The sequence below is a fragment of the Streptococcus parasanguinis genome, from assembly GCF_040908565.1.
Classification (GTDB): Bacteria; Bacillota; Bacilli; order Lactobacillales; family Streptococcaceae; genus Streptococcus; species Streptococcus parasanguinis_AC.
Map to the genome: position 1 here is coordinate 17,861 of NZ_JBDGEA010000007.1, position 20,428 is coordinate 38,288.

General features: G+C 41.3%; 18 protein-coding genes. 6 read left to right on the forward strand and 12 right to left on the reverse strand.

Annotated elements, in window-relative coordinates:
• Window positions 1-28: 28 nt before the first annotated feature.
• Entirely contained in the window at window positions 29-1,558 is a 1,530-nt protein-coding gene (gene malQ / locus AB5Y61_RS04710; protein ID WP_368403339.1) for a 4-alpha-glucanotransferase, read from the reverse strand.
• A gap of 447 nt (window positions 1,559-2,005) precedes the next feature.
• Here malQ and AB5Y61_RS04715 point away from each other — a divergent pair, with 447 nt between their 5' ends.
• The 6 genes from AB5Y61_RS04715 (at window position 2,006) to pulA (ending at window position 9,561) form a co-directional block, all read left to right on the forward strand.
• Window positions 2,006-3,262, forward strand: a complete 1,257-nt coding sequence (locus AB5Y61_RS04715; RefSeq protein ID WP_320909629.1) for an extracellular solute-binding protein — start codon at window positions 2,006-2,008, stop codon at window positions 3,260-3,262.
• Window positions 3,263-3,395: 133 nt separating this feature from the next.
• Window positions 3,396-4,691: a sugar ABC transporter permease gene (locus AB5Y61_RS04720; RefSeq protein ID WP_368403340.1), complete on the forward strand. Its 1,296-nt coding sequence runs from the start codon at window positions 3,396-3,398 to the stop codon at window positions 4,689-4,691.
• A 1-nt stretch (window position 4,692) separates the two neighbouring features.
• A complete protein-coding gene (locus AB5Y61_RS04725) occupies window positions 4,693-5,535 on the forward strand; it encodes a sugar ABC transporter permease (RefSeq protein ID WP_041818389.1) in 843 nt (280 codons plus the stop codon).
• Window positions 5,536-5,678: 143 nt separating this feature from the next.
• Entirely contained in the window at window positions 5,679-6,491 is an 813-nt protein-coding gene (locus tag AB5Y61_RS04730) for a DUF1189 family protein (RefSeq protein ID WP_368403341.1), read from the forward strand.
• A gap of 11 nt (window positions 6,492-6,502) precedes the next feature.
• Window positions 6,503-7,486, forward strand: a complete 984-nt coding sequence (locus AB5Y61_RS04735; RefSeq protein ID WP_368403342.1) for a LacI family DNA-binding transcriptional regulator — start codon at window positions 6,503-6,505, stop codon at window positions 7,484-7,486.
• Window positions 7,487-7,494: 8 nt separating this feature from the next.
• Window positions 7,495-9,561, forward strand: a complete 2,067-nt coding sequence (pulA, locus tag AB5Y61_RS04740; protein WP_368403343.1) for a type I pullulanase — start codon at window positions 7,495-7,497, stop codon at window positions 9,559-9,561.
• Between the two features lie 35 nt (window positions 9,562-9,596).
• Here pulA and AB5Y61_RS04745 read toward each other — a convergent pair whose 3' ends face one another.
• The 11 genes from AB5Y61_RS04745 to AB5Y61_RS04795 form a co-directional block, all read right to left on the reverse strand.
• Window positions 9,597-10,538 carry a YitT family protein gene (locus AB5Y61_RS04745; protein ID WP_134974266.1) on the reverse strand — a complete coding sequence of 314 codons (942 nt, stop codon included), beginning with the start codon at window positions 10,536-10,538 and terminating at the stop codon, window positions 9,597-9,599.
• Between the two features lie 75 nt (window positions 10,539-10,613).
• Complete coding sequence (aspS, locus tag AB5Y61_RS04750) at window positions 10,614-12,368, reverse strand: aspartate--tRNA ligase (protein ID WP_368403344.1); 1,755 nt, start codon at window positions 12,366-12,368, stop codon at window positions 10,614-10,616.
• A gap of 97 nt (window positions 12,369-12,465) precedes the next feature.
• Window positions 12,466-12,693 (reverse strand): hypothetical protein, encoded by a 228-nt coding sequence (locus AB5Y61_RS04755; RefSeq protein WP_368403345.1) that lies wholly within the window; start codon window positions 12,691-12,693, stop codon window positions 12,466-12,468.
• A 251-nt stretch (window positions 12,694-12,944) separates the two neighbouring features.
• Window positions 12,945-14,213, reverse strand: coding sequence for a D-alanyl-lipoteichoic acid biosynthesis protein DltD (gene dltD / locus AB5Y61_RS04760; protein WP_003009158.1), 1,269 nt, complete (start codon window positions 14,211-14,213; stop codon window positions 12,945-12,947).
• Window positions 14,206-14,445 (reverse strand): D-alanine--poly(phosphoribitol) ligase subunit DltC, encoded by a 240-nt coding sequence (gene dltC, locus AB5Y61_RS04765; RefSeq protein WP_003002265.1) that lies wholly within the window; start codon window positions 14,443-14,445, stop codon window positions 14,206-14,208. Before dltC ends, dltD begins: the two co-directional genes overlap by 8 nt.
• Window positions 14,446-14,460: 15 nt before the next feature.
• Window positions 14,461-15,714 (reverse strand): D-alanyl-lipoteichoic acid biosynthesis protein DltB, encoded by a 1,254-nt coding sequence (gene dltB / locus AB5Y61_RS04770; RefSeq protein ID WP_223345503.1) that lies wholly within the window; start codon window positions 15,712-15,714, stop codon window positions 14,461-14,463.
• Window positions 15,711-17,261, reverse strand: coding sequence for a D-alanine--poly(phosphoribitol) ligase subunit DltA (gene dltA / locus AB5Y61_RS04775; RefSeq protein WP_368403346.1), 1,551 nt, complete (start codon window positions 17,259-17,261; stop codon window positions 15,711-15,713). The genes dltB and dltA overlap by 4 nt, the downstream gene beginning before the upstream one ends.
• Before the next feature lie 18 nt (window positions 17,262-17,279).
• Complete coding sequence (locus AB5Y61_RS04780) at window positions 17,280-17,408, reverse strand: teichoic acid D-Ala incorporation-associated protein DltX (protein ID WP_251457995.1); 129 nt, start codon at window positions 17,406-17,408, stop codon at window positions 17,280-17,282.
• A 167-nt stretch (window positions 17,409-17,575) separates the two neighbouring features.
• A complete protein-coding gene (locus AB5Y61_RS04785; RefSeq protein WP_368403347.1) occupies window positions 17,576-18,835 on the reverse strand; it encodes a S41 family peptidase in 1,260 nt (419 codons plus the stop codon).
• Between the two features lie 92 nt (window positions 18,836-18,927).
• Complete coding sequence (locus AB5Y61_RS04790; RefSeq protein WP_368403348.1) at window positions 18,928-19,611, reverse strand: DUF4956 domain-containing protein; 684 nt, start codon at window positions 19,609-19,611, stop codon at window positions 18,928-18,930.
• Entirely contained in the window at window positions 19,604-20,383 is a 780-nt protein-coding gene (locus AB5Y61_RS04795; protein WP_368403349.1) for a polyphosphate polymerase domain-containing protein, read from the reverse strand. Before AB5Y61_RS04795 ends, AB5Y61_RS04790 begins: the two co-directional genes overlap by 8 nt.
• Window positions 20,384-20,428 lie beyond the last annotated feature (45 nt).

Genomic DNA, 20,428 nt, shown 5'->3' on the forward strand with positions numbered 1-20,428 from the left:
GCTGAAATCAGCAACCTTTCGAAAACGATTATTTTTCTGCTTTCTTAACTTCTTTTTTCAAGTCTTTATTTTCACGACGATAGATCGTAGTGAAATCAAGCAATTCTTGCTCGACAGCTGGAGTCAATTGATCCGCTGTCATGCGCCATGACCAGTTCCCACCAAGAGTTGATGGGAAGTTCATCCGAGCTGAACCATCCAACTCAAGCAAATCTTGCATCGTCGCAATCGCCATAAAGCTGACAGAAGCAAAGACTGTGCGAAGCATAGCATGTGGTACAGATTCGTACTCTTTCCGGTTGGTGTAACGAGCAAGGTACTCACGAGTTGGATCGTCGATTTCATTGCGGTACCATCCAAGAACTGTGTTGTTATCATGTGTTCCAGTGTACATCACAGAGTTATTTGGTGCCAAGTGAGGGCTGTCGATACTTTCATCGTCCGGATTGAAGGCAAATTGAAGAATCTTCATGCCTGGGAAGCCTGTGCGCTCACGAAGCTCAATGACTTCGTCAGTCATGAATCCAAGGTCTTCTGCGATGATGTTCAAATCACCCAGTTCTTCCTTCACGGCTGCAAAGAGTTTGTAGCCAGGACCTTTGACCCATTTACCTGGTGCTGCTGTATCTGATCCAGCAGGGATTTCCCAGTAAGACTCGAAACCACGGAAGTGGTCGATCCGCACGATGTCGTAGATCTTGAAGCTTTCACGTAAGCGTTCAATCCACCATTGGTAGCCATCTTTGTCCATTGCTTCCCAGTCATAGATTGGGTTGCCCCAAAGCTGACCAGTTGCTGAGAACTCATCTGGTGGGCATCCTGCAATGCAGGTTGCTTTCCCATTTTCATCTGTTTTAAAGAGATGAGGATTTGCCCACATGTCGCTTGAATCTTCCGCTACGTAGATTGGCATATCACCCACGATTTCAATGTGGTGATCATTGGCATAAGCTTTCAAAGCCAACCATTGTTGGAAGAAGAAGAATTGAGTCACACGATGGTAAGTCAATTTATCCGCCAATTCTTCACGATATTCGGCCAACGCTTTTGGCTCACGCGCACGAATAGCCGCATCTGGCCACTCTGTCCATGCTTTCAAATCAAAGTGTTCTTTAATAGCCATGTATTCTGCAAATAGCTCTAACCAAGAAGCATTGGCTTCACAAAATTCTTGGAATTCTTTTTGATCACCTGATTTCAAGAAATTCGCAACTGCTTTTTCAAGCAAGGGACGACGTTGTTCGAATACCTTTGCATAATCCACTTGAGTAGGATCTTGACCAAAGTCCACTCCTTCAAGGTCTGCTTCTGTCAACAAACCTTGCTCGATCAAACGATCGAAATCAATAAAATGAGTGTTCCCAGCAAAAGCTGAGAAAGATTGGTATGGAGAATCTCCATAACTAGTTGTACCAAGCGGCAAGATTTGCCAGTAACGTTGCTTGGTCCGAACGAGGAAATCAACAAAATCATATGCTGATTGACCGAATGATCCGATCCCGTATTGTCCAGGAAGGGAAGAAATGTGCATCAAAACACCACTTTGACGTTTTTTCATGGGTTACCACCTCTTTTTATTTCTTTGAAGCCTGCGATTCGGTGCACGGTATGGGTATCGTTGCAGAGTCGTATCGAGCTCTCAAGCGGCTCTACTCTTTGTTAAAATCGAACAGGCGCAACTCAGTTTACGCAATTTTTGCGAAAACGTTTGCGTACCATGTCATTATAAACTTTTTCCCTATTTTCTGCAAGGGATTTCTTAAAAAACTTTTTATCTTTTTTAAAAAAGCCCCTTATCACTAGTTTAGTATTTATTATTAGCAATGTCAATGAATTAGCGGTTTTTATAGAAGAAAGTTTAGAATTAAAATATTTTTAAAAAATTTTCTCAAAATCACTTGCAAACGTTTTCGCCTTGTGATATACTTAAGTCGTTTTAGGAAAACGTTTGTCTAAAACGGTTTCTAATTATTATCTTTTTTTTATTCTTTAGGAGGAATAAATCATGAAACGTACAATTTTACGTAGTGCTGCTGTACTTGGTACAGTTGGTTTTGCTGGCTTCTTACTTGCTGCTTGTAGCAATAGCTCATCAGGTTCTTCTGAGGCAAGTAAAGAAATCAACGTCTATGTAGACAAAGGCTACAAATCTTATGTTGAAGAAGCTGCAAAAGCTTTTGAAAAAGAAAATGGCGTAAAAGTTAAAATCAAAACTGGTGATGCCCTTGGTGGATTGGATAACCTTTCTCTTGATAACCAATCTAAAAAAGCTCCAGACGTTATGATGGCACCATACGACCGTGTAGGTGGTCTTGGTAACGATGGTCAATTGGCTGAAGTGACTTTGAACAAAGATAGCCACACCGATAAAACAACTGAAGCTCTTGTCACAAACGGTGGTAAAGTCTACGGTGCACCTGCTGTCATCGAAACTTTGGTTCTCTACTATAACAAAGACCTTGTAAGCGAAGCTCCAAAAACATTTGGTGACCTTGACAATCTTGCAAAAGATAGCAAATACGACTTTGCTAGCGAACCTGGTAAAACAACTGCCTTCTTAGCTGACTGGACAAACTTCTACTATGCTTACGGTTTGCTTTCAGGTAATGGTGGTTATGTATTTGGTAAAGATGGTACAGATCCTAAAGATATTGGATTGAACAACCAAGGTTCTATCGACGGTATCGAATATGCGAAAACTTGGTATGCTAAATGGCCAAAAGGTTTGCAAGATACTAAAGGTGCTGCTAACTTCATCCAAACACAATTCCAAGAAGGTAAAACAGCTGCTATCATCGATGGTCCTTGGAAAGCTGCTTCATTGAAAGAAGCTAAAGTAAACTATGGTGTCGCAACTATTCCAACTCTTCCAAACGGAAAACAATATTCTGCCTTTGGTGGTGGTAAAGCTTGGGTTATCCCTGCAGGTGCGAAAAACCTTGATGGCGCTCAAAAATTCATTGACTTCTTGACAAGTACTGACCAACAAAAAGCTTTGTTTGACAAGACAAATGAAGTTCCTGCCAACACCGAAGCTCGTAAATATGCGGTTGGTAAAAACGATGAATTGACAACTGCCGTTGTTGAACAGTTCAAGAACGCTCAACCAATGCCAAACATCTCTGAAATGAGTGCTGTTTGGGATCCAGCTGCTACTATGCTTTTCGATGCTGTAAGTGGTAAAAAATCTGCAAAAGCTGCTGCTGACGATGCAGTGAAATTGATTAAAGAAACCATCGAACAAAAATTCGGTAGCAAATAAGACAGTTTTTTAGGTTTGAGTAAGAGGTTGGAGACAAGGTCCCAACCTCTTATGTTCAATTATCAACCTTCTACTAGATCACTGTCAAACTTGTCTTCTTGCTCTCTGGCAAGGACATTATAAGGAGATTTGAATGACTACAGAACAAAACCCTAAAAAGGCTATGTGGCTCTCTTTGATCCCGGGTCTTGGGCAAATTTATAACAAACAAAAAGCTAAAGGCTATATTTTTCTTGCAGTGACTGCTCTCTTTCTCGTTTACTTCATTGGAATTGGAGCTGGAGAATTATCGAAGTTAGTCACACTTGGAACCGTTCGTGGACAAGATAATTCCCTCTTTATCTTGATTCGTGGGGCCTTCCACTTGATCATCACTGTTGTTTACTTCCTATTTTACGCCTTAAATATTAAGGACGCTGGAACAGTTGCTAAACGCATCAACAACGGGATTACAGTTCCAAAAACCTTGAAAGATATGGTTCATGCGATCTATGAAAATGGCTTCCCTTATCTTTTGATTATCCCTTCTTATATCGCTATGACCTTTGCGATTATCTTCCCAGTTTTGGTTACTTTGATGATCGCCTTTACCAACTATGACTTCAAACATACCGCACCAACAACTTTGTTGGATTGGATCGGGTTCCAAAACTTCACTAACATGTGGACCTTGAGTACCTTCCGTTCAGCCTTTACATCTGTTCTTGGCTGGACCTTGATTTGGGCTCTCGCAGCATCAACTCTTCAAATCGTACTCGGTATTTTGACAGCCATTGTGGCAAACCAACCATTCGTAAAAGGAAAACGAATCTTTGGGGTTATCTTCTTGCTTCCTTGGGCTGTTCCAGCCTTCATCACTATCCTTACATTCTCAAATATGTTTAACGATAGTGTCGGTGCCATCAACGCCCAAGTTATCCCATTGTTTGCCAAGATCTTCCCATTCTTAGATGGTGTCTTGATTCCTTGGAAGACAGATCCTACTTGGACAAAAATTGCTTTGATTATGATGCAAGGTTGGCTCGGTTTCCCTTATATCTATGTCTTGACTTTAGGGATTCTTCAATCAATTCCAAACGATCTTTACGAAGCTGCTTATATTGACGGTGCCAACGGTTGGCAAAAATTCCGCAACATTACTTTCCCAATGATCCTTGCGGTTGCAGCACCAACCTTGATCAGTCAATACACCTTCAACTTCAACAACTTCTCCATCATTTACTTGTTTAACGATGGGGGACCTGGTTCTGTCGGAGGAAATGCTGGTTCTACAGATATCTTGATTTCTTGGATCTATAAGTTGACAACTAATACCTCTCCTCAATATTCAATGGCCGCAGCGGTAACCTTGATTATCTCTGTGATCGTGATCTCAATCTCAATGATTGCCTTCAAGAAACTACATGCATTTGATATGGAGGATGTATAAAATGAAAAATTCAGTTCAATTTAAACGCCGCCTCAATCATTTCTTGACTTACCTGTACATGGTGGTTCTTTCAATCATCATTATCTACCCGCTGTTGATTACGATCTTATCAGCCTTCAAGTCAGGGAACGTCAGTGCCTTTACACTTGACTTTAGTGGCAATCTTAGTTTTGATAACTTCTCAAAACTCTTCTCTGAAACTCCTTATGGCACTTGGTATATGAATACCTTGATCATCGCGATTATTACGATGGTGGTACAAACCAGCATCGTCACCTTCGCAGGTTATGCCTACAGTCGTTACAACTTCTTAGCGCGTAAGCAAAGTTTGGTCTTCTTCTTGATCATCCAAATGGTCCCAACCATGGCAGCCCTCACAGCCTTCTTCGTTATGGCTTTGATGCTGAATGCCTTGAACCAACCTTGGTTCTTGATCTTCCTTTATGTTGGTGGTGGTATTCCAATGAATGCTTGGTTGATGAAGGGGTACTTCGATACCGTTCCAATCTCACTTGATGAATCTGCGAAATTGGATGGTGCAGGTCACTTCCGTCGCTTCTGGCAAATCGTCCTTCCACTTGTTCGTCCAATGATCGCCGTTCAAGCACTTTGGGCTTTCATGGGACCTTTCGGAGACTATATCTTGTCTAAATTCTTGCTTCGTGATGAAGTAAACTATACTGTAGCCGTTGGTCTTCAAACCTTTATCAGCGACCAAAAAGATCAAAAAATCGCCTTCTTTGCAGCCGGTGCCATTTTGATCGCGGTTCCAATCTGTATCCTATTCTTCTTCCTACAAAAGAACTTTGTTTCAGGCTTGACAGCTGGTGGGGATAAAGGATAAAATAGAACCTTATTTCAAACACATTTTATTTTTAAGTTAAGGGTAGTATGGTGGATGCTTTACTACCCTTCGTTAAGAATAAAATCAATCAAAGAGACTCCTCTTTGCATCTCTGATTCTCTTATGTTTAGAAAGGTCATCTCATGCCCTATCCTTTTAATTATTTCGCAAGTATCTTCAATTTCCGCTCTTCTTTTGCAAACCGCAAAAAGCTGAGTTGGTTCCAAATGATTTTTACTTCTTTCTTTCTGATTTCTGTCACACTATTACCAGTGGCTCTTCAAAATGCTCAACTCAAGACCTATCCCTTAACAACTTTTGTTAGTGATGTGTTTGATCCCTTATCAAATGACGTCATGAAAGATATCCAAGAACACGTCGTGATCAAAGACCAAGAGCTCACCTATACAGGAACTAGCCCTGTACACAAGACTTCAAAAGGACAGGTTGTCTTGGGCCAAGAAGCAAAGGCGAGTAAAGGCAAGGAGTTAACCCTCCATTTTGGTCGCAAACAGTTGACCATCTCAAAAGAAAATAAAGAACTCGCTACCGTCTCATACCAGGCTATCAATCAAGAGAGCCTCCGGGATAAAAAAAGCTTCACTCAAGCTATCTCTAGCGATTGGTTCCGTGAAAACCGACTTCCTGTCAGTCTCTTTCTCGTGATTTTCTCTGGCTTCTTATCGACAGTCAATTATTTGATTCTCATCGTAGGGGCATCTTTCTTCCTCTACTTGACACGAAAATCTCGACTCTTTTCACTACAAACTTTCAAGGAATGTTTCAATTGTATTCTGAATTGCTTGGGACTCCCTATTTTACTAAGTGTCCTCATCAGTTTACTATTCCATCAAGTATTTACTACGACGATCATGATCCAAAATGTCTTATTTGTACTCTATCTTGCTATGGTGTTTTATAAGACCCACTTCCGTGATCCAGACTATCACCGATAGGAGGTTTTCTCATGCGTGTTACCATCAAAGATGTGGCGAAACTCGCTGGCGTCGCGCCTTCAACTGTCACGCGCGTCATCCAAAATAAATCCACGATTAGTGATGAAACAAAAAAACGAGTCCGCAAGGCCATGGTCGAGTTGGATTACCATCCCAATCTTAATGCTCGCAGCCTTGTCAGCCAATCTAGTCAAGTCATTGCTTTGGTTCTTCCAATCGATAGTGACGTTTTCTACCAGAATCCTTTCTTCCCAACTGTTTTAAGAGGAATTACCCAGATCGCGTCAGACAATGATTATGCCATCCAAATCTGTACGGGGCAAAATGAAGAACGGCGGCTCGACAACCTCAAACAACTCATCTACGGAAATCGTGTAGATGGTTTGATTTTCCTTTATTCCAACCCGAATGATCCCCTCGTTGAATTTGCGATCAAAGACAAGTTCCCCTTCCTCATCCTTGGAAAGGCGGTCTCTCCTTTTGTTTCGCTAGTCGATAATGACAATATCAAGGCCGCATTTGATGCGACAGATTATTTTATTCAACAAAACTACCGAAAAATTGCTTTTATCGGGGGAAACAAAGAGCTGTTTGTGTCTCAAGACCGCTACGAAGGTTATAAAGAAGCCCTCCAAAAAGCAGGGATTCCTCTCGATGAAAAACTCGTTCATTTTTCATTTGGGTTTATGTTAGAAGATAATTCTTATCAAATGATGGAGAGTCTACCGTTAACAGAACTAGATGCGATTATGACGACCGATATTCTCGTAGCTGAAGGGGTGCGCCAATACCTATTAGAAAACCAGCTGACAATCCCGATTATTTCCTTTGATTCGATCAAGCCACGACTCGATATTGAAGCCTATATTGACATCAATGCGGTGGAACTCGGGCGTGAATCTGTCCGGACCATCCTTCAAATCATCAAAGATCACAAAGAAGGAAAAACTGTTTGCTACCGTCAATTGATTGACCATACCATTACGAAACTTTAGGAGTCTTTATGTCTACATTTACTGCTTATTTAGATGACCAAGACCTCATTCGTATCCAAAAGGGAGAGGAGCATATCCTTCCTTTTTATTTAAAAACGAACCAAGGTCATCTTGCCTTAATCCCTGTCAAAACGTCAAGTGCAGCGACTGACACAGGAGACTATTTCTTAAGCCCTATTCCACTTGAACTCGGAGAAGAGTACACCATCTACGATGCTACTGGAAATTCTTCTATACTCCACTATCGAAACATCGTTCGCAAACCCATTTTCGATCAAATCTTCACCTATACTGGAGAGGATTTAGGAAGTTTTTACACACCAAATCAGACGCAATTTAAATTCTGGGCACCCATTTCGCAAGATGTGACCCTTCATATCGAAGATCAGGTCTATCCGATGAATCGTACAGAAAACGGTGTCTGGGAACTTTTGCTTAAAGGGGACTGGGAAGGAGCTGCCTACCACTATGAGTTCCGTGTCAATGGCCTAGAACGTCGGATCCACGATCCCTATGCTCTATCCTCTTTAGCAAACTCTGGAGATAGCTTAGTCGTCGACCGCAAGAAGATCACACGTCCTATCACACGTGCTGCTCGTCAACTCGACCCGACAGAAGCGCTCATCTATGAGATGAGCGTTCGGGACTTCTCCGTCCAAAAAGAGGCCGACTTTAAACACCCTGGTAAGTTTAAAGGGTTGACAGAATCGCCTCAACTCAATGGTCAGATCCTTGGATTTGATTATCTTCAAAAACTTGGCATTACCCATGTACAGTTACTTCCAGTTTACGATTTCGGTAGTGTCGATGAAGAGGATCAATGGAAAGCCTACAACTGGGGCTATGATCCTGTTCAATACAATGTTCCAGAAGGAAGCTATGCGAGTGACCCTAACGATCCTTATGCGCGAATCCTAGAGCTCCAAGACACCATTGACACCTATCATCAAGCCAATCTGAGCGTCATCATGGATGTAGTCTACAATCACGTCTACCAGGCAGATGAGTACGCTTTTGAACAAATCGTTCCTGGCTATTTCTACCGCTATAATGCAGAGGGAGAGCGGACCAATGGAACCTTCTGTGGGAATGATGTCGCAAGTGAACGCTCCATGGTAAGACACTATATCAAGCAATCCCTCAAGCAATGGGTTTCCCTCTACGGCTTTGATGGTTTTCGCTTTGACTTGATGGGAATCTTAGACATTCAAACCATGACAGAGATTGCAGAGGAGCTCCGTGAAATCTATCCTAACGTCTATCTCTACGGCGAAGGGTGGAAGATGGATACAGGTCTCTCTGAAGACCAGCTCGCTCACCAGTACAACTCAAAACGATTACCAGATTTTGGCTTTTTCAGTGATAATTTCCGGGATACGGTCAAGAGAACACTCTTAGCCGGTCACCGTTGTGATAGTCAATATCCAGCCAATGATTTTTCTAATATCCTAACAGCAAATGTCGGGAAAGTAGGACCTGCTCATTTCATCCAACCTCAACAAGCCATTCAGTACGTCGAATGCCACGACAATGCAACTATTTTTGATTATTTCCAACTTGAAAAAGAAGAGATTCGTCTAGAGGAGCAAAAAGCTCTCTCACGCCTCGCTCTTCATTTGGTATTATTATCCCAAGGTGTACCTTTTATCCATGCTGGTCAAGAACGTTACCGCACAAAAGAGCTCGAAGAAAACACCTATAACTTGCCAGATAGTCTCAACCAATTGGACTGGACATCCCTTTCAAAATGCCAAGAAGAACTTGCTTTTCTTAAAGAATTGATTGCTTACCGGAAATCGCAACCTCTCCTTCGTTTGAAAAAAGGACAAGAGATTCGAGATTACTGTGACGTCAAATGGTTGTCTGATCATCATTTTATCTACACGATTGAAAAAAATCGTGAAAAAATAACGATTCTCGTTAATATCGGTGATCAGGACATGACCTATCAACATCCGAGCGATAGTCAACTGCTATTTGCCTATCCTCATGCAAATCTCCAAACGCCTATTCCTAAAGGAAAGGAACTTTCTATTTCCGCTCATAGTTGGCTCCTTCTCCGAGAAGCTGAATAAACAAAATAAGGTCACCACAATGTGGGACCTTATTTTTATTCTTCTGTTTCCACAAAGCGTCCAATGATATGAACGTTTTCTGAAATGGTGATAAAAGCCTGAGGATCAGCTTTTTTCATAATATATTTGAATTCATTAAACTCTGCACGCGTAATAACTGTCAGCAGAACTGCTTTTTCTTGATGGTTATAGGTTCCTTCTGCATTGTGGATAATGGTCGCTCCACGATGCAATTTTTTATGAATCTTTTCAATAATAGCATCCGGCTGGCTCGTTACAATCATGGCCTGCATCCGTTTTTGCTTGGTAAAGACAGCATCCGTTACTCGACTCGATACAAAGATGGTAATCATAGAGTAAAGGGCATACTTCCAACCAAAAGTCAGACCAGCGATCAACATAATGGTCCCATTGACCAAAAAGGAGATGCTGCCGACATTCTTTCCTGTCCGTTTTCGAATCGTCAAACTGACAATATCCGTTCCTCCACTAGAAATGTTATTCCGAAGGGCAAAACCAATTCCTGTCCCCATGACAACTCCACCAAACAGGGCATTCATAATCGGATCGTTGGTCAAAGTAACCACTGGCACAAACTGAATAAAGAGGGAACTCATCGAAACCGTAATAAAGGTAAAGATGGTAAATTTATGTCCAATGTGGTACCAAGCCACAATCATTAGAGGAATATTAATAGCATAAAAGGTCAAGGAAACGGGAATCGTAAAACCTATAAAGCGATGACTCAGAACAGATAAAATCTGAGCTAGCCCTGTTGCACCACTGGAATAAACATGTCCTGGTTGAAAGAAGAAGTTGACGGCAATCGCTGATAGAAAACCATACAGCAAGGAAGCTGACACTTTTTCATCGTATTTCTCACGAGAGATGCTCTTCAGCACGCGCAATAATTTAATATTATAAGCTAGTCGCCGCACATGATAGCGAAATAGCTTATGAAAGCGAGTTTTTTTCATTTTCAATCCATCGATTAGAAGAAAAGGAAAATCTTAGAGCAACTGATTCCTAGACTTTCCTTTTTCTATCTTGTCCTATTCTTGCTCTGCTACTTCTACTTGAAGATTTAACTCATCCAATTGTTTTTCAGAAACGACAGAAGGAGCTTGCGTCATTGGATCTGTCGCCTTGTTATTCTTAGGAAAGGCAATGACTTCCCGAATATTGTCTTCACCTGCAAGAAGCATCACAAAGCGGTCCAACCCAATCGCCAATCCTCCATGTGGTGGGAAACCATAATCCATTGCTTCCAACAAGAACCCAAATTGTTCATTAGCAGCCTCTTTTGTAAATCCAAGCGCCTTAAACATCCGTTCTTGTAAATCTTTATGATTAATCCGCAGGCTTCCTCCACCCAATTCATACCCGTTTAAGACGATGTCATAGGCAATTGCTCGAACTTTTGAAAGATCGCCTTCCAATTCATGCTCTGTTTCAGCTTGTGGGAGTGTAAACGGATGGTGAGCAGACATATAACGACCTTCTTCTTCAGACCATTCAAACATTGGCCAATCCACTACCCAAAGGAAGTTGTATTGATTGTTGTCAATCAAGTCAAGCTCTTTCGCAAGACGAACACGCAAAGCACCAAGCGTTGCATTGGCTACTTCAAGAGTATCTGCTACAAAGAGAACTAGATCCTTGTCTTCTAACTGTAAAGCAGCTGTCAAGTCACTTGTCAATTCTGTCAAGAACTTCGCAACAGGACCGTTCAAGGCTCCTTCAGCATATTTCACCCAAGCAAGACCTTTCGCACCGTATTGCTTCGCAACTTCTGTCAATTTATCGATGTCTTTACGAGAGTAATGATCCGCTGCACCTTTGACAACGATCGCCTTAACTGCTGGAGCTTCTGAAAAGACTTTGAAGTCTACACCCTTGACAAGCTCTGTCAAGTCTTGAAGCAACATTTCAAAACGTGTATCTGGTTTATCTGAACCATACAAGGCCATGGCATCATCATAATTCATCCGTGGGAATGGGAGTGTTACCTCAATTCCCTTGGTTTCTTTCATGACACGTGCAATCAAGCCTTCTGTGATATCTTGGATTTCTTGATCACTCAAGAAAGAGGTTTCCAAGTCGACCTGTGTAAACTCAGGTTGACGGTCTCCCCGTAAATCTTCATCCCGGAAACACTTTACGATTTGATAATAGCGGTCAAATCCAGCATTCATCAACAATTGTTTTGTAATCTGAGGACTTTGTGGAAGGGCATAGAAATGGCCTTTATTGACACGGGAAGGAACCAAGTAGTCACGTGCTCCTTCTGGAGTTGACTTAGAAAGGAAGGGTGTTTCCACATCAATAAACTCTAATTCATCTAAATAATTGCGGATTGAATGAGTTACTTTTGCACGGAGTTTGAGGTTTTCCAACATTTCAGGACGACGAAGGTCTAAGTAGCGGTAACGAAGACGAGTATCATCATTGGCTTCGATTCCGTCCTTGATTTCAAATGGCGTTGTTTTGGCAGTATTAAGAACCGTAATAGCCTCTACCTTAAGTTCTACTGCTCCAGTTGGCAAGTTCGGATTCGCTTGTTCACGAGCTTCCACAAGACCTGTCACTTCTACAACATATTCACTGCGGATGCTTTCAGCTGTGGCCATCACTTCTGCACTAACTGTTTCTGGATTGATCACCAATTGCATGATTCCTTCGCGGTCGCGTAAATCAATAAAGATCAAACCACCCAAATCACGACGACGGCTAACCCATCCTTTCAAGGTGATATGAGTTCCAATGTGTTCTTCACGAACACGTCCAGCAAACATTGAACGTTTCATTTCTAATTAATCTCCAAACTAATATTCTTCTTTCTATTTTACCATAAAGACCAGCAGAAAGTGGCCTTTAGCTCAACTTTTTCAGTTACCAACTTCTTTAGTTATCGTGGCCAACTTCTTCCTTCTTTTTGGGATCATCGTAGAGAGTGGGGGCTATCCCCTTCATTAAAGTCGCTGTCCCAAATCTCAAGACAGCTGCTGCTAGTCCAAAAATAGGGGATAAGTAACGGAAAAAGAAATCCCCCCTAAGTGCGTAGGTCATGCCACCCACAATAAAAAAGATAACAATCCCCTGAACAATTGCGTAAAACCAAATTTTTTTCACACTATTTCTCCTTTTCACATGCTAGCTGACTTATCCACTGTTTTTCATCACTTATCCACAAAAATGTGGATAACTTTTACCTATTTTCCCCTTAAAAGAGGAAGATTCATCAGCATCAGGACTTGTTTTCATCCATTTACAAGCAAGTTTTCCACAGCCTGTGGATAACTTGCTTGCTTACTTGTGACTTTCCGTCCCTTTCCTCACAAATCAAGGAGCCAGGATTCGATCCTGCCCCCTTTGATCAAGCATTATTTAAATTCGTCTGGTGTTCCTTTATATTGGGCCCAATCTTTACTGAAGAAGCGATCATTTAGATGGTAAGTTGGTGCTTTTTCAGCCTTTGTGACAAAGGGATTGACCGCTTTATCAAAGGCTAGCCAACCATTCCATCCCATATGAATCGTGTCTTCCATAAAGTAGGGCTGATCACCATCTTTAGAAAAGTCTGCAATATTAGTGAAACCTTGACTTTCTAATTGGTAACGAATCTTTTGAACAGCCTGTTCATACTTTTCTTGGCTCAAGCCTGTGTATTTCATCCATTTGGCATTGACTGGAGGAATCACAAAGATGACATTGGTCCGAGATTTAGCAAACTGGTCTAGAACCAACTGCAAGTCATTGTACTCTGGAGATTGAACATAGGATTCGTTCTTTTGGAAACCTTTTAGTTTCTTCAACTTCATTTTTAAACGAGTATTGTAAAAATGATTGCTGATTCCAAGGTCGTTGTTATTGGTTTTGACTTTTGCTTCAGCCGTTGCAATTTCCTCCAATTTCTCATATGAGAATTGATCTGGCAAATCTTGTAGACGTTTTTTGACCTTCTTATCGTAATTCCCGTTTGTACGAGTAGCGAGATTGCTAAATAAGGCATCTTCGCGCTGAACAAGATGGGAAACAAGCTGGTTCAAAGACTGATCAAATCTTGAAATTTTCTTTCCTTGAGAAATGTTCGTCACAACACTTTGAAAGGCGACATTTGGATACTGTTGCAACAGGCGTTTCGCGGCATACTGGGATGCAGCATCCTGTTGGTGATTGGCAATAAAGCTATTCAACTGATCGCTATTAAAGAATTGTTGAAAGGCAGAGGAATCATAGCCCTTCTTGGTAAACCATTGCGGAGAAACCACATAAACAGCTGTATTGTCCTTAAGTTCTGGCAAAATCTGTTGCATTCCAAAATACTGGTTCAAAGAAGCCGCACCACGTTCTCCTAAAAAGTAGGGTCTGTAATTACGGTCATATTTTTCAGCCAAAACTGCTGGATGCACCACATCAAAACGCAACCATTCACTTGAGCCGAAATAAGGAACAAATCGATGCTGTGGATCAGAAAGTGCTTCTTGCTTCTTTGTACGACTCTTGAAGCCTTCTGCATTCAGACTAACCGCAGCTTTTTTCTCTTCAGTATAGTTGTGCTTATGATTGATTGGATAAAAGAATAATAAAGCTGCTACCATGAGGAGCGCGCAAAATACGGGCCCTAAAATCAGCCATAAACGCTTAAGCATTCTGAAGCTCCGTTACACCTTCTACGATCTTGTTAGCAGTATTCCAATCATCGCGTCCAAATTCAGATACAGGAACACGGATGCCAAAGCGATTTTCCAATTCCACGATCAATTCAACTGTTCCCATACTATCAAGAACACCCGCATCAAAGAGATCCTCATCCATCATGTCTGAGACATCTTCCATAAACAATTCGTCAATAATTTCAATTACTTGTGATTTTACATCCATTTTTCTATTCTCCTTTTATTTCAATTTTGGAAACCATTGTTGATCCAAGAATCCTGAGAAAATCAGGAAGGACAGCATCACTGTGTTAAAGGTGATAAAGATCCCTAAAGCTTTGGTCCAACGATTGTCCGGTATCGGATCCAATCCTTTTGCTTTTCTTTCTTTATTAATAGATTTTTTCTTTCGAATCCAGGCATCATTGATAACCATTCCAAGCCCATGGAAGAGCCCATAAGCGATATAGTACCAGGTCACTCCATGCCAGAAGCCCATGACCAACATATTAATAATGTAGGCAACATTTGAGGTCGTGATCCGGCTCTTGAACACTTTATTGCGCATCAATACCATCACGAGACGCATAAAGACGAAATCACGGAACCAGAAAGATAAACTCATATGCCAACGATTCCAGAATTCCTTTAAATCACGTGATTTAAAAGGACGGTCAAAGTTGATGGGACTTTTAATTCCCATCAAGTTGGAAGCCGCAAGCGCAAACATGGAATAGCCTGCAAAGTCAAAGAAAAGGTCAAAGCCATAAACATACATGACTCCCAGCGTTCCGATGTTGAAGAATCCACCTTGAGACAAGGCATAGGTCTGCACATGACCTAACAATAAGTGGCCAAAAATATGAGCTAGGATAAATTTATAAAGGAAGCCATACATGATGTACTTAACAGCTTGCTCCAACATATCCAATAATTCTTCGCGCTCAGGAATGGCTTTATAATCCTCATTAAAACGCTTGAAACGATCAATCGGCCCACTTGAGAAGGTCGGCATAAAGAGCATAAAACGTAAGAATTCCCAGAGCGTGAATTCTTTCAAGACACCATCTCGCATTTCGATGATCATTCCGACAGCCCGGAAGGTCAAATAAGAAATCCCTAAAAATCCAAACAAGGATTGGTGTCCATTCTTGATCGCTGGCTCTACCTTAACAAAAATCAAGGGCAAGACAGACAAGAAGGAATGAAGATAGAAAATCCACTTATTGTCCGCTTTCTGACGATAAAATTTGTAGGAATACACAATCAAGATTTGCCAGACTACGTAAAAGAGTAAGGCATAAATTTGCTTGAGATTCGAACCTGTCAGCATCAAAATGATAAAGATCAGACTCACAAGTCCTTCATATACCGGAAACCGCTTTTTGAAAAAGAGACCCACAAAGATCGGCAAAAAAGCTAGAATGAGGTAGATAAAATAGATCGGTGTTCCATAGTGTTCTAAATGAGGGAGCTGTTTCAAAAACTCGATCATCGGTTGTTAACCTCGCTAATCAACCCTTTGATGTCGATTTTCCCGTTTGGTGTTAATGGCAGGCTGTCACGATAGAGGAATTTTGAAGGCATCATATAAGACATCATAATGTGTTCCAAATCTTCCTTAATGGCTTTCGTGATATCAATCTCGCGCTCAAATTGTTCTTTGATACCCTCTTTTAAGATGACATAGGCTAAGAGATTTTGAACCTTGTGATCTTTATTATAGCGCGGAACTGCGACTGCTGAGTCAATATACTTCGATTTGTTCAAGTTTTGAGAGACATCCTCTAGCTCGATACGGTAACCGTTAAACTTGATTTGGAAGTCCATCCGTCCACCATAGAGAAGAAGGCCTTCGTCCGTCATGGTTCCGACATCTCCTGTATGGTAGGCTGGAAGTCCTTCAAATTCGAAGAAGGCTTCTGCTGTTTTCTCTGGATTATTCATATAACCTTTTGAAACGGCTGGACCAGATACGATAATTTCCCCTTGCTCACCATTTGGCAATTTATTTCCTGCCTCATCAATAATGAAGGTTGGAGAATCTTCTTTTGTATAACCGATTGGCAGACGTTTCAAGGTAGCTAACATCTCATCTGTTACGGCTACAGCTGAAAGAGCTACAGTAGCTTCAGTTGGGCCATAAGCATTGATGATGCGCGCATTTGGGAAACGCTCGCGCAATTTCTGAGCGGTTTTCACAGTCAACTCTTCCCCATCAAAGTAGAAATGGGTGATCCCTGGCATCTTTTCAGCATTGAAATCTTCAGATAACATGGCCATATCTGCAAAAGATGGTGTCGAAGTCCAGATAGCAATCGGAAGAGAAAAGATCGTCGCAAAGAGTTGTTTGAAGTCTTGAGTAATGGCTGATGGAAGTGCAAAAAGCGTTCCCCCAAGAGCTAAGGTCGGTGCCCAATACATGACAGACAAATCAAAGGAATAGGGCGGTTGTGCCAACATTTGCGGACGCTCTGGCGTTGCAAATTCCTTGTCCGTAATCATCCAGTTGGTAAAGCTGAGCAAGTTATCGTGCGAAATTTGCACCCCTTTTGGTTTCCCAGTTGTCCCTGAGGTAAAGATGATATAGTAGTTATCATCCCCTCTGACCGGATGTTGCAAGTCATACGCATTCTGAGCCGCATAAGCTTCACGCACTTGCTCCAAGGACATGATTGGAGCAGCTGGGTTTTCCAATGGAAATTCATTGATAGCAATAATCAAGCTTGGCTCTGCTACTTCAACAATGGCAGACACGCGCTCCAAGGCAGAGTGGCTATCAATTGGGATATAAGCATGGCCAGATTTGGTCAAAGCCACAAAGGTTGCTAACATTTCATATTCTTGGCCACCAAAGACAACAACAGGTGACTTTTCAGGAAGTCCCATTTGGTCAATATGGGCAGCCAAGCTATCTGAATCAGCCTTCAATTGGCCATAGGTATGCTCCTCACCAAGGACATTGTAGACCGGATAGTCTGGTTGTAGTTGCGCATAACGTTCAATTGTCTCGATCATATCGTGAATAGGTTGGTTTGACACGGGTAGGATTCTCCTTTTCTAAAATTCGTTGTAGATAAAGCCACCCTGACCTTGACCAAGGTAACTAAAGAAATAAAGTAGGGCTAGGAAAATGGCAAAATACAAGACCGTCTGCCCGATAAATTTATAAAGTGTTTGATGTTTCATAAGTTTCACTCTTCATTTTGATTATTACTCTCTATTTTACCATTTTTTATACCAAGTAAGCAATTTTAAACATAGTGAGAACCCTCTGGAAAACGTTATCATTTCAGACATTTATCCCTTCTAACCAAAGAATTTTTCTTCTTTACATTTTCTGATGAGAATTCTTTTTATTTTATGTTGCTCTGACGAATCAACTCCAGACACTTGTCCAGATCCACATCTCTCTCGAAATGGCTAGGTGTCCAAGGAATCTCTATATCGGGTAGAACACCCTGATCCGTCATTCCTTTCCCTTGATCCAGGCTTAGACAGCGAGAGGTAGGAAACATCAATCGATAATCACCATAATCAACGGTACAACAATTGGAATAGTCTAAAATTCCGAGCGTTGGTCTACCTACCACCGTTACCTTCTTAAACTGCTTCATCATCTGGACGAAGTTATCTCCAGAAGAAACGCAGTAGATATCTGACAAGATAAAGATCTGTTCAGGATAGTGGCCTCCTCTAACCTCTGGGAAGAATTCCTCGCTTTCTTGCTGATACGGTATATAGCCTTTTCCCCGATGGCGGAGTAACTCCTCTTTCATCTCTTCCAGCAGTTTAACTGTTTCAGGACTAATTTCTTCCTGTTGCATCCAGTCCTCAAAGTCTTTCAAGCGCAGGTCAACATTGCGCTCCGTATAGAGAATTTCCATGCCATCATCGTCCCAGTCAAGCGAATCATAGCCCTGATCCTTCTCTAAGGCTAGATGTAATAGAGGGATATATAAAGAGTCTGTCCCTCCGCCGTTCTGTCGGACATCAATGATAAGAAACTTGACTTCCGTCATCATCGGTAAACACTCTTGATATACCCGACTAATGGCTCCTTCATCCATAAAGTTATCCAGACGAAGATAAAGAATCTCATCGTCTAATCTTTTCCAAAAAATCTGATCTTGGATCGGTTCTCGACTAGGGACTACTTTAATGGTCTTTTCTATCCCTTCTCGAAGTAGGGTGACCTTTGTGGACTGAGAGACCAAATCTCCCCATTCTCTATAGTGTCTTTCGGGAGTCTTACTGATAAAATAGTCCTTATGAAGAGACGCTACTTGCTCCACGTCTCTTCCATCCAGACCCAAGATCTGATCTCCTACTTGAAGACCCGTATCTTCATTAGCTTCCTCAACATAAAGTTTCTGTTCATTTATTCTCAAGAGGAACCCTTTTTGAATAGCTTTTGTATCTCGAAAGGAAACATGCCCGATCACCCCAAAACTAGCTAGGTAGGTCTTAACTTGATAGAGAAAGGCATCATCCGTCATATCATCTGTCATTTTTCCTCGAAAGCGATCGGGGTCGCATCCTTTTCGATCCTTGATGGTAGATGAATCATGGCTCATAATCGAGATGACATCTTCAAAAATAGCAGTCTTTTTCATAAAGGATTCCTTCAATTTTTTAGAAATAGTATACCACTTTTTCTTAAAAAGTTCTTAAAATCCTAAAAAACTATCCTAAAGTAGGATAGTAGTTATAAATTCTTTCTTTTCTTGGCTTTCTTTGTCAGAGCAACATCACAATTTTCAATCTTGTTAATCAATAGATTAGCAAGGGCAAAATCATCGATGTTCGATTTCATATTCACCTCATAGTTCAAGGTCAGTTGTTCTCCAGCTTGGGCCGTTGTGACAGAAATAAAGTCAACTTCTGAACAACTTTGGTCTAACAACTGACTGATTTGTTCTGCAACAGCATCTTGTTTTGAGACTGTAATGGTCAAATGACGGCGCCGTTGATGGTCTGCCTTACTCTGTTTGTTCTCTAATACAAGCCACACCCCTAGTAAAGAAAGGGTTGATAAAATGACCAATAAAAGATAGCCCGAACCTGCCGCTAGTCCTATAATCATGGCTAGAAAAATCGCAATCAACTCTCTCGAACCACTCGTAGCTGACCGGAAACGAATCAAACTAAAGGTCCCTGCCACTGCAATCGAGGTTCCCAAACTTCCATTGACCAAAAAGATCACTAAGGTCATCATACAAGGGAGCAAGGTCAAACTAATGACAAACTCTCGAGTGTACAGTGTTCGGTATTTATAGGTCCAAGATAGGGCCATCCCTAGAAAGAGGCTGACCAAAAGAGCCAACAGTAAGCGCAAGGGATCCACTGTTGCTGTGGCATTATTAAAAATAGAATCAAATAGATTAGACATAGGCAGCACCTACCGTTTCTTCCACTGGTCTTGGGGCATAATCCAATCCTTGTGATTTATGATAAGCACAGCTATATTTTGAAAATTTCTGCTTGACCAAACCATACTTCTCTAAAATATCCTTTAACCATTGAGATTCTTGTCCGGGAGCCTTAATTTCCATGATTACGAAATCATCCTCTAACAAAGGTTCTCCTTTCTTCCCATGAAAAAGACTAACAGCTTGATCACGAAAGACTAAGTTTTGATCGATTGTCACGCGAATTTTCTGATAAGGATAACCCTTAATGGATTTCTTTTCTTTGAGAGACAAGCGATCATAGTAAATGAACATTCGTGGTTCCAATCGATGCCCATAGCGTTTACGCAATCTCTGAATCTCTTGCACTAAGTCTGGATCTTGTATCTGCTGATCTACTGTCCCATCTGTCATCAAGTTGATAATGGCTTGTGAAATAGCGACTAAACGGAATTTATGGCCAATTCCTTCTTCATCTTTTGACTTTACCTCTAGAAATACCGGACTGTCTGCTTGAGGTGTTTCTATATAAGTCCGCATCCGAATTTTTTCACGGCGGTGTTGTTTCGCAAGAGCATCTTGAATGACCTCAAAATTTTCCGTATCAAAATAAATGTTTGAAATAGTTGAAGTTGGGTAATCATCTTCTACGACGTATTCTTTTAAGTCTTTGATCAAGTCTTTTACGTCATCTTTTGCGACGATATATTTTGTTTCGATTCGTTTAAAATTTGTCTCAATTGTTTTTTTCATGTTTCTACTCCTTTAAGGGGGGATATTGCTTCTAATCTTCAGTAA

Bases quoted from the DNA above. Each gene is read 5' to 3' on its own strand.
- AB5Y61_RS04720 (WP_368403340.1), top strand. From the start codon at position 3,396: ATGACTACAGAACAAAACCCTAAAAAGGCTATGTGGCTCTCTTTGATC.
- malQ (WP_368403339.1), bottom strand. From the start codon at position 1,558: ATGAAAAAACGTCAAAGTGGTGTTTTGATGCACATTTCTTCCCTTCCT.
- AB5Y61_RS04715 (WP_320909629.1), top strand. From the start codon at position 2,006: ATGAAACGTACAATTTTACGTAGTGCTGCTGTACTTGGTACAGTTGGT.
- AB5Y61_RS04730 (WP_368403341.1), top strand. From the start codon at position 5,679: ATGCCCTATCCTTTTAATTATTTCGCAAGTATCTTCAATTTCCGCTCT.
- dltD (WP_003009158.1), bottom strand. From the start codon at position 14,213: ATGCTTAAGCGTTTATGGCTGATTTTAGGGCCCGTATTTTGCGCGCTC.
- AB5Y61_RS04725 (WP_041818389.1), top strand. From the start codon at position 4,693: ATGAAAAATTCAGTTCAATTTAAACGCCGCCTCAATCATTTCTTGACT.
- pulA (WP_368403343.1), top strand. From the start codon at position 7,495: ATGTCTACATTTACTGCTTATTTAGATGACCAAGACCTCATTCGTATC.
- aspS (WP_368403344.1), bottom strand. From the start codon at position 12,368: ATGAAACGTTCAATGTTTGCTGGACGTGTTCGTGAAGAACACATTGGA.
- AB5Y61_RS04780 (WP_251457995.1), bottom strand. From the start codon at position 17,408: ATGAAACATCAAACACTTTATAAATTTATCGGGCAGACGGTCTTGTAT.
- AB5Y61_RS04790 (WP_368403348.1), bottom strand. From the start codon at position 19,611: ATGTCTAATCTATTTGATTCTATTTTTAATAATGCCACAGCAACAGTG.
- AB5Y61_RS04745 (WP_134974266.1), bottom strand. From the start codon at position 10,538: ATGAAAAAAACTCGCTTTCATAAGCTATTTCGCTATCATGTGCGGCGA.
- AB5Y61_RS04735 (WP_368403342.1), top strand. From the start codon at position 6,503: ATGCGTGTTACCATCAAAGATGTGGCGAAACTCGCTGGCGTCGCGCCT.
- dltC (WP_003002265.1), bottom strand. From the start codon at position 14,445: ATGGATGTAAAATCACAAGTAATTGAAATTATTGACGAATTGTTTATG.
- AB5Y61_RS04795 (WP_368403349.1), bottom strand. From the start codon at position 20,383: ATGAAAAAAACAATTGAGACAAATTTTAAACGAATCGAAACAAAATAT.
- AB5Y61_RS04785 (WP_368403347.1), bottom strand. From the start codon at position 18,835: ATGAAAAAGACTGCTATTTTTGAAGATGTCATCTCGATTATGAGCCAT.
- dltB (WP_223345503.1), bottom strand. From the start codon at position 15,714: ATGATCGAGTTTTTGAAACAGCTCCCTCATTTAGAACACTATGGAACA.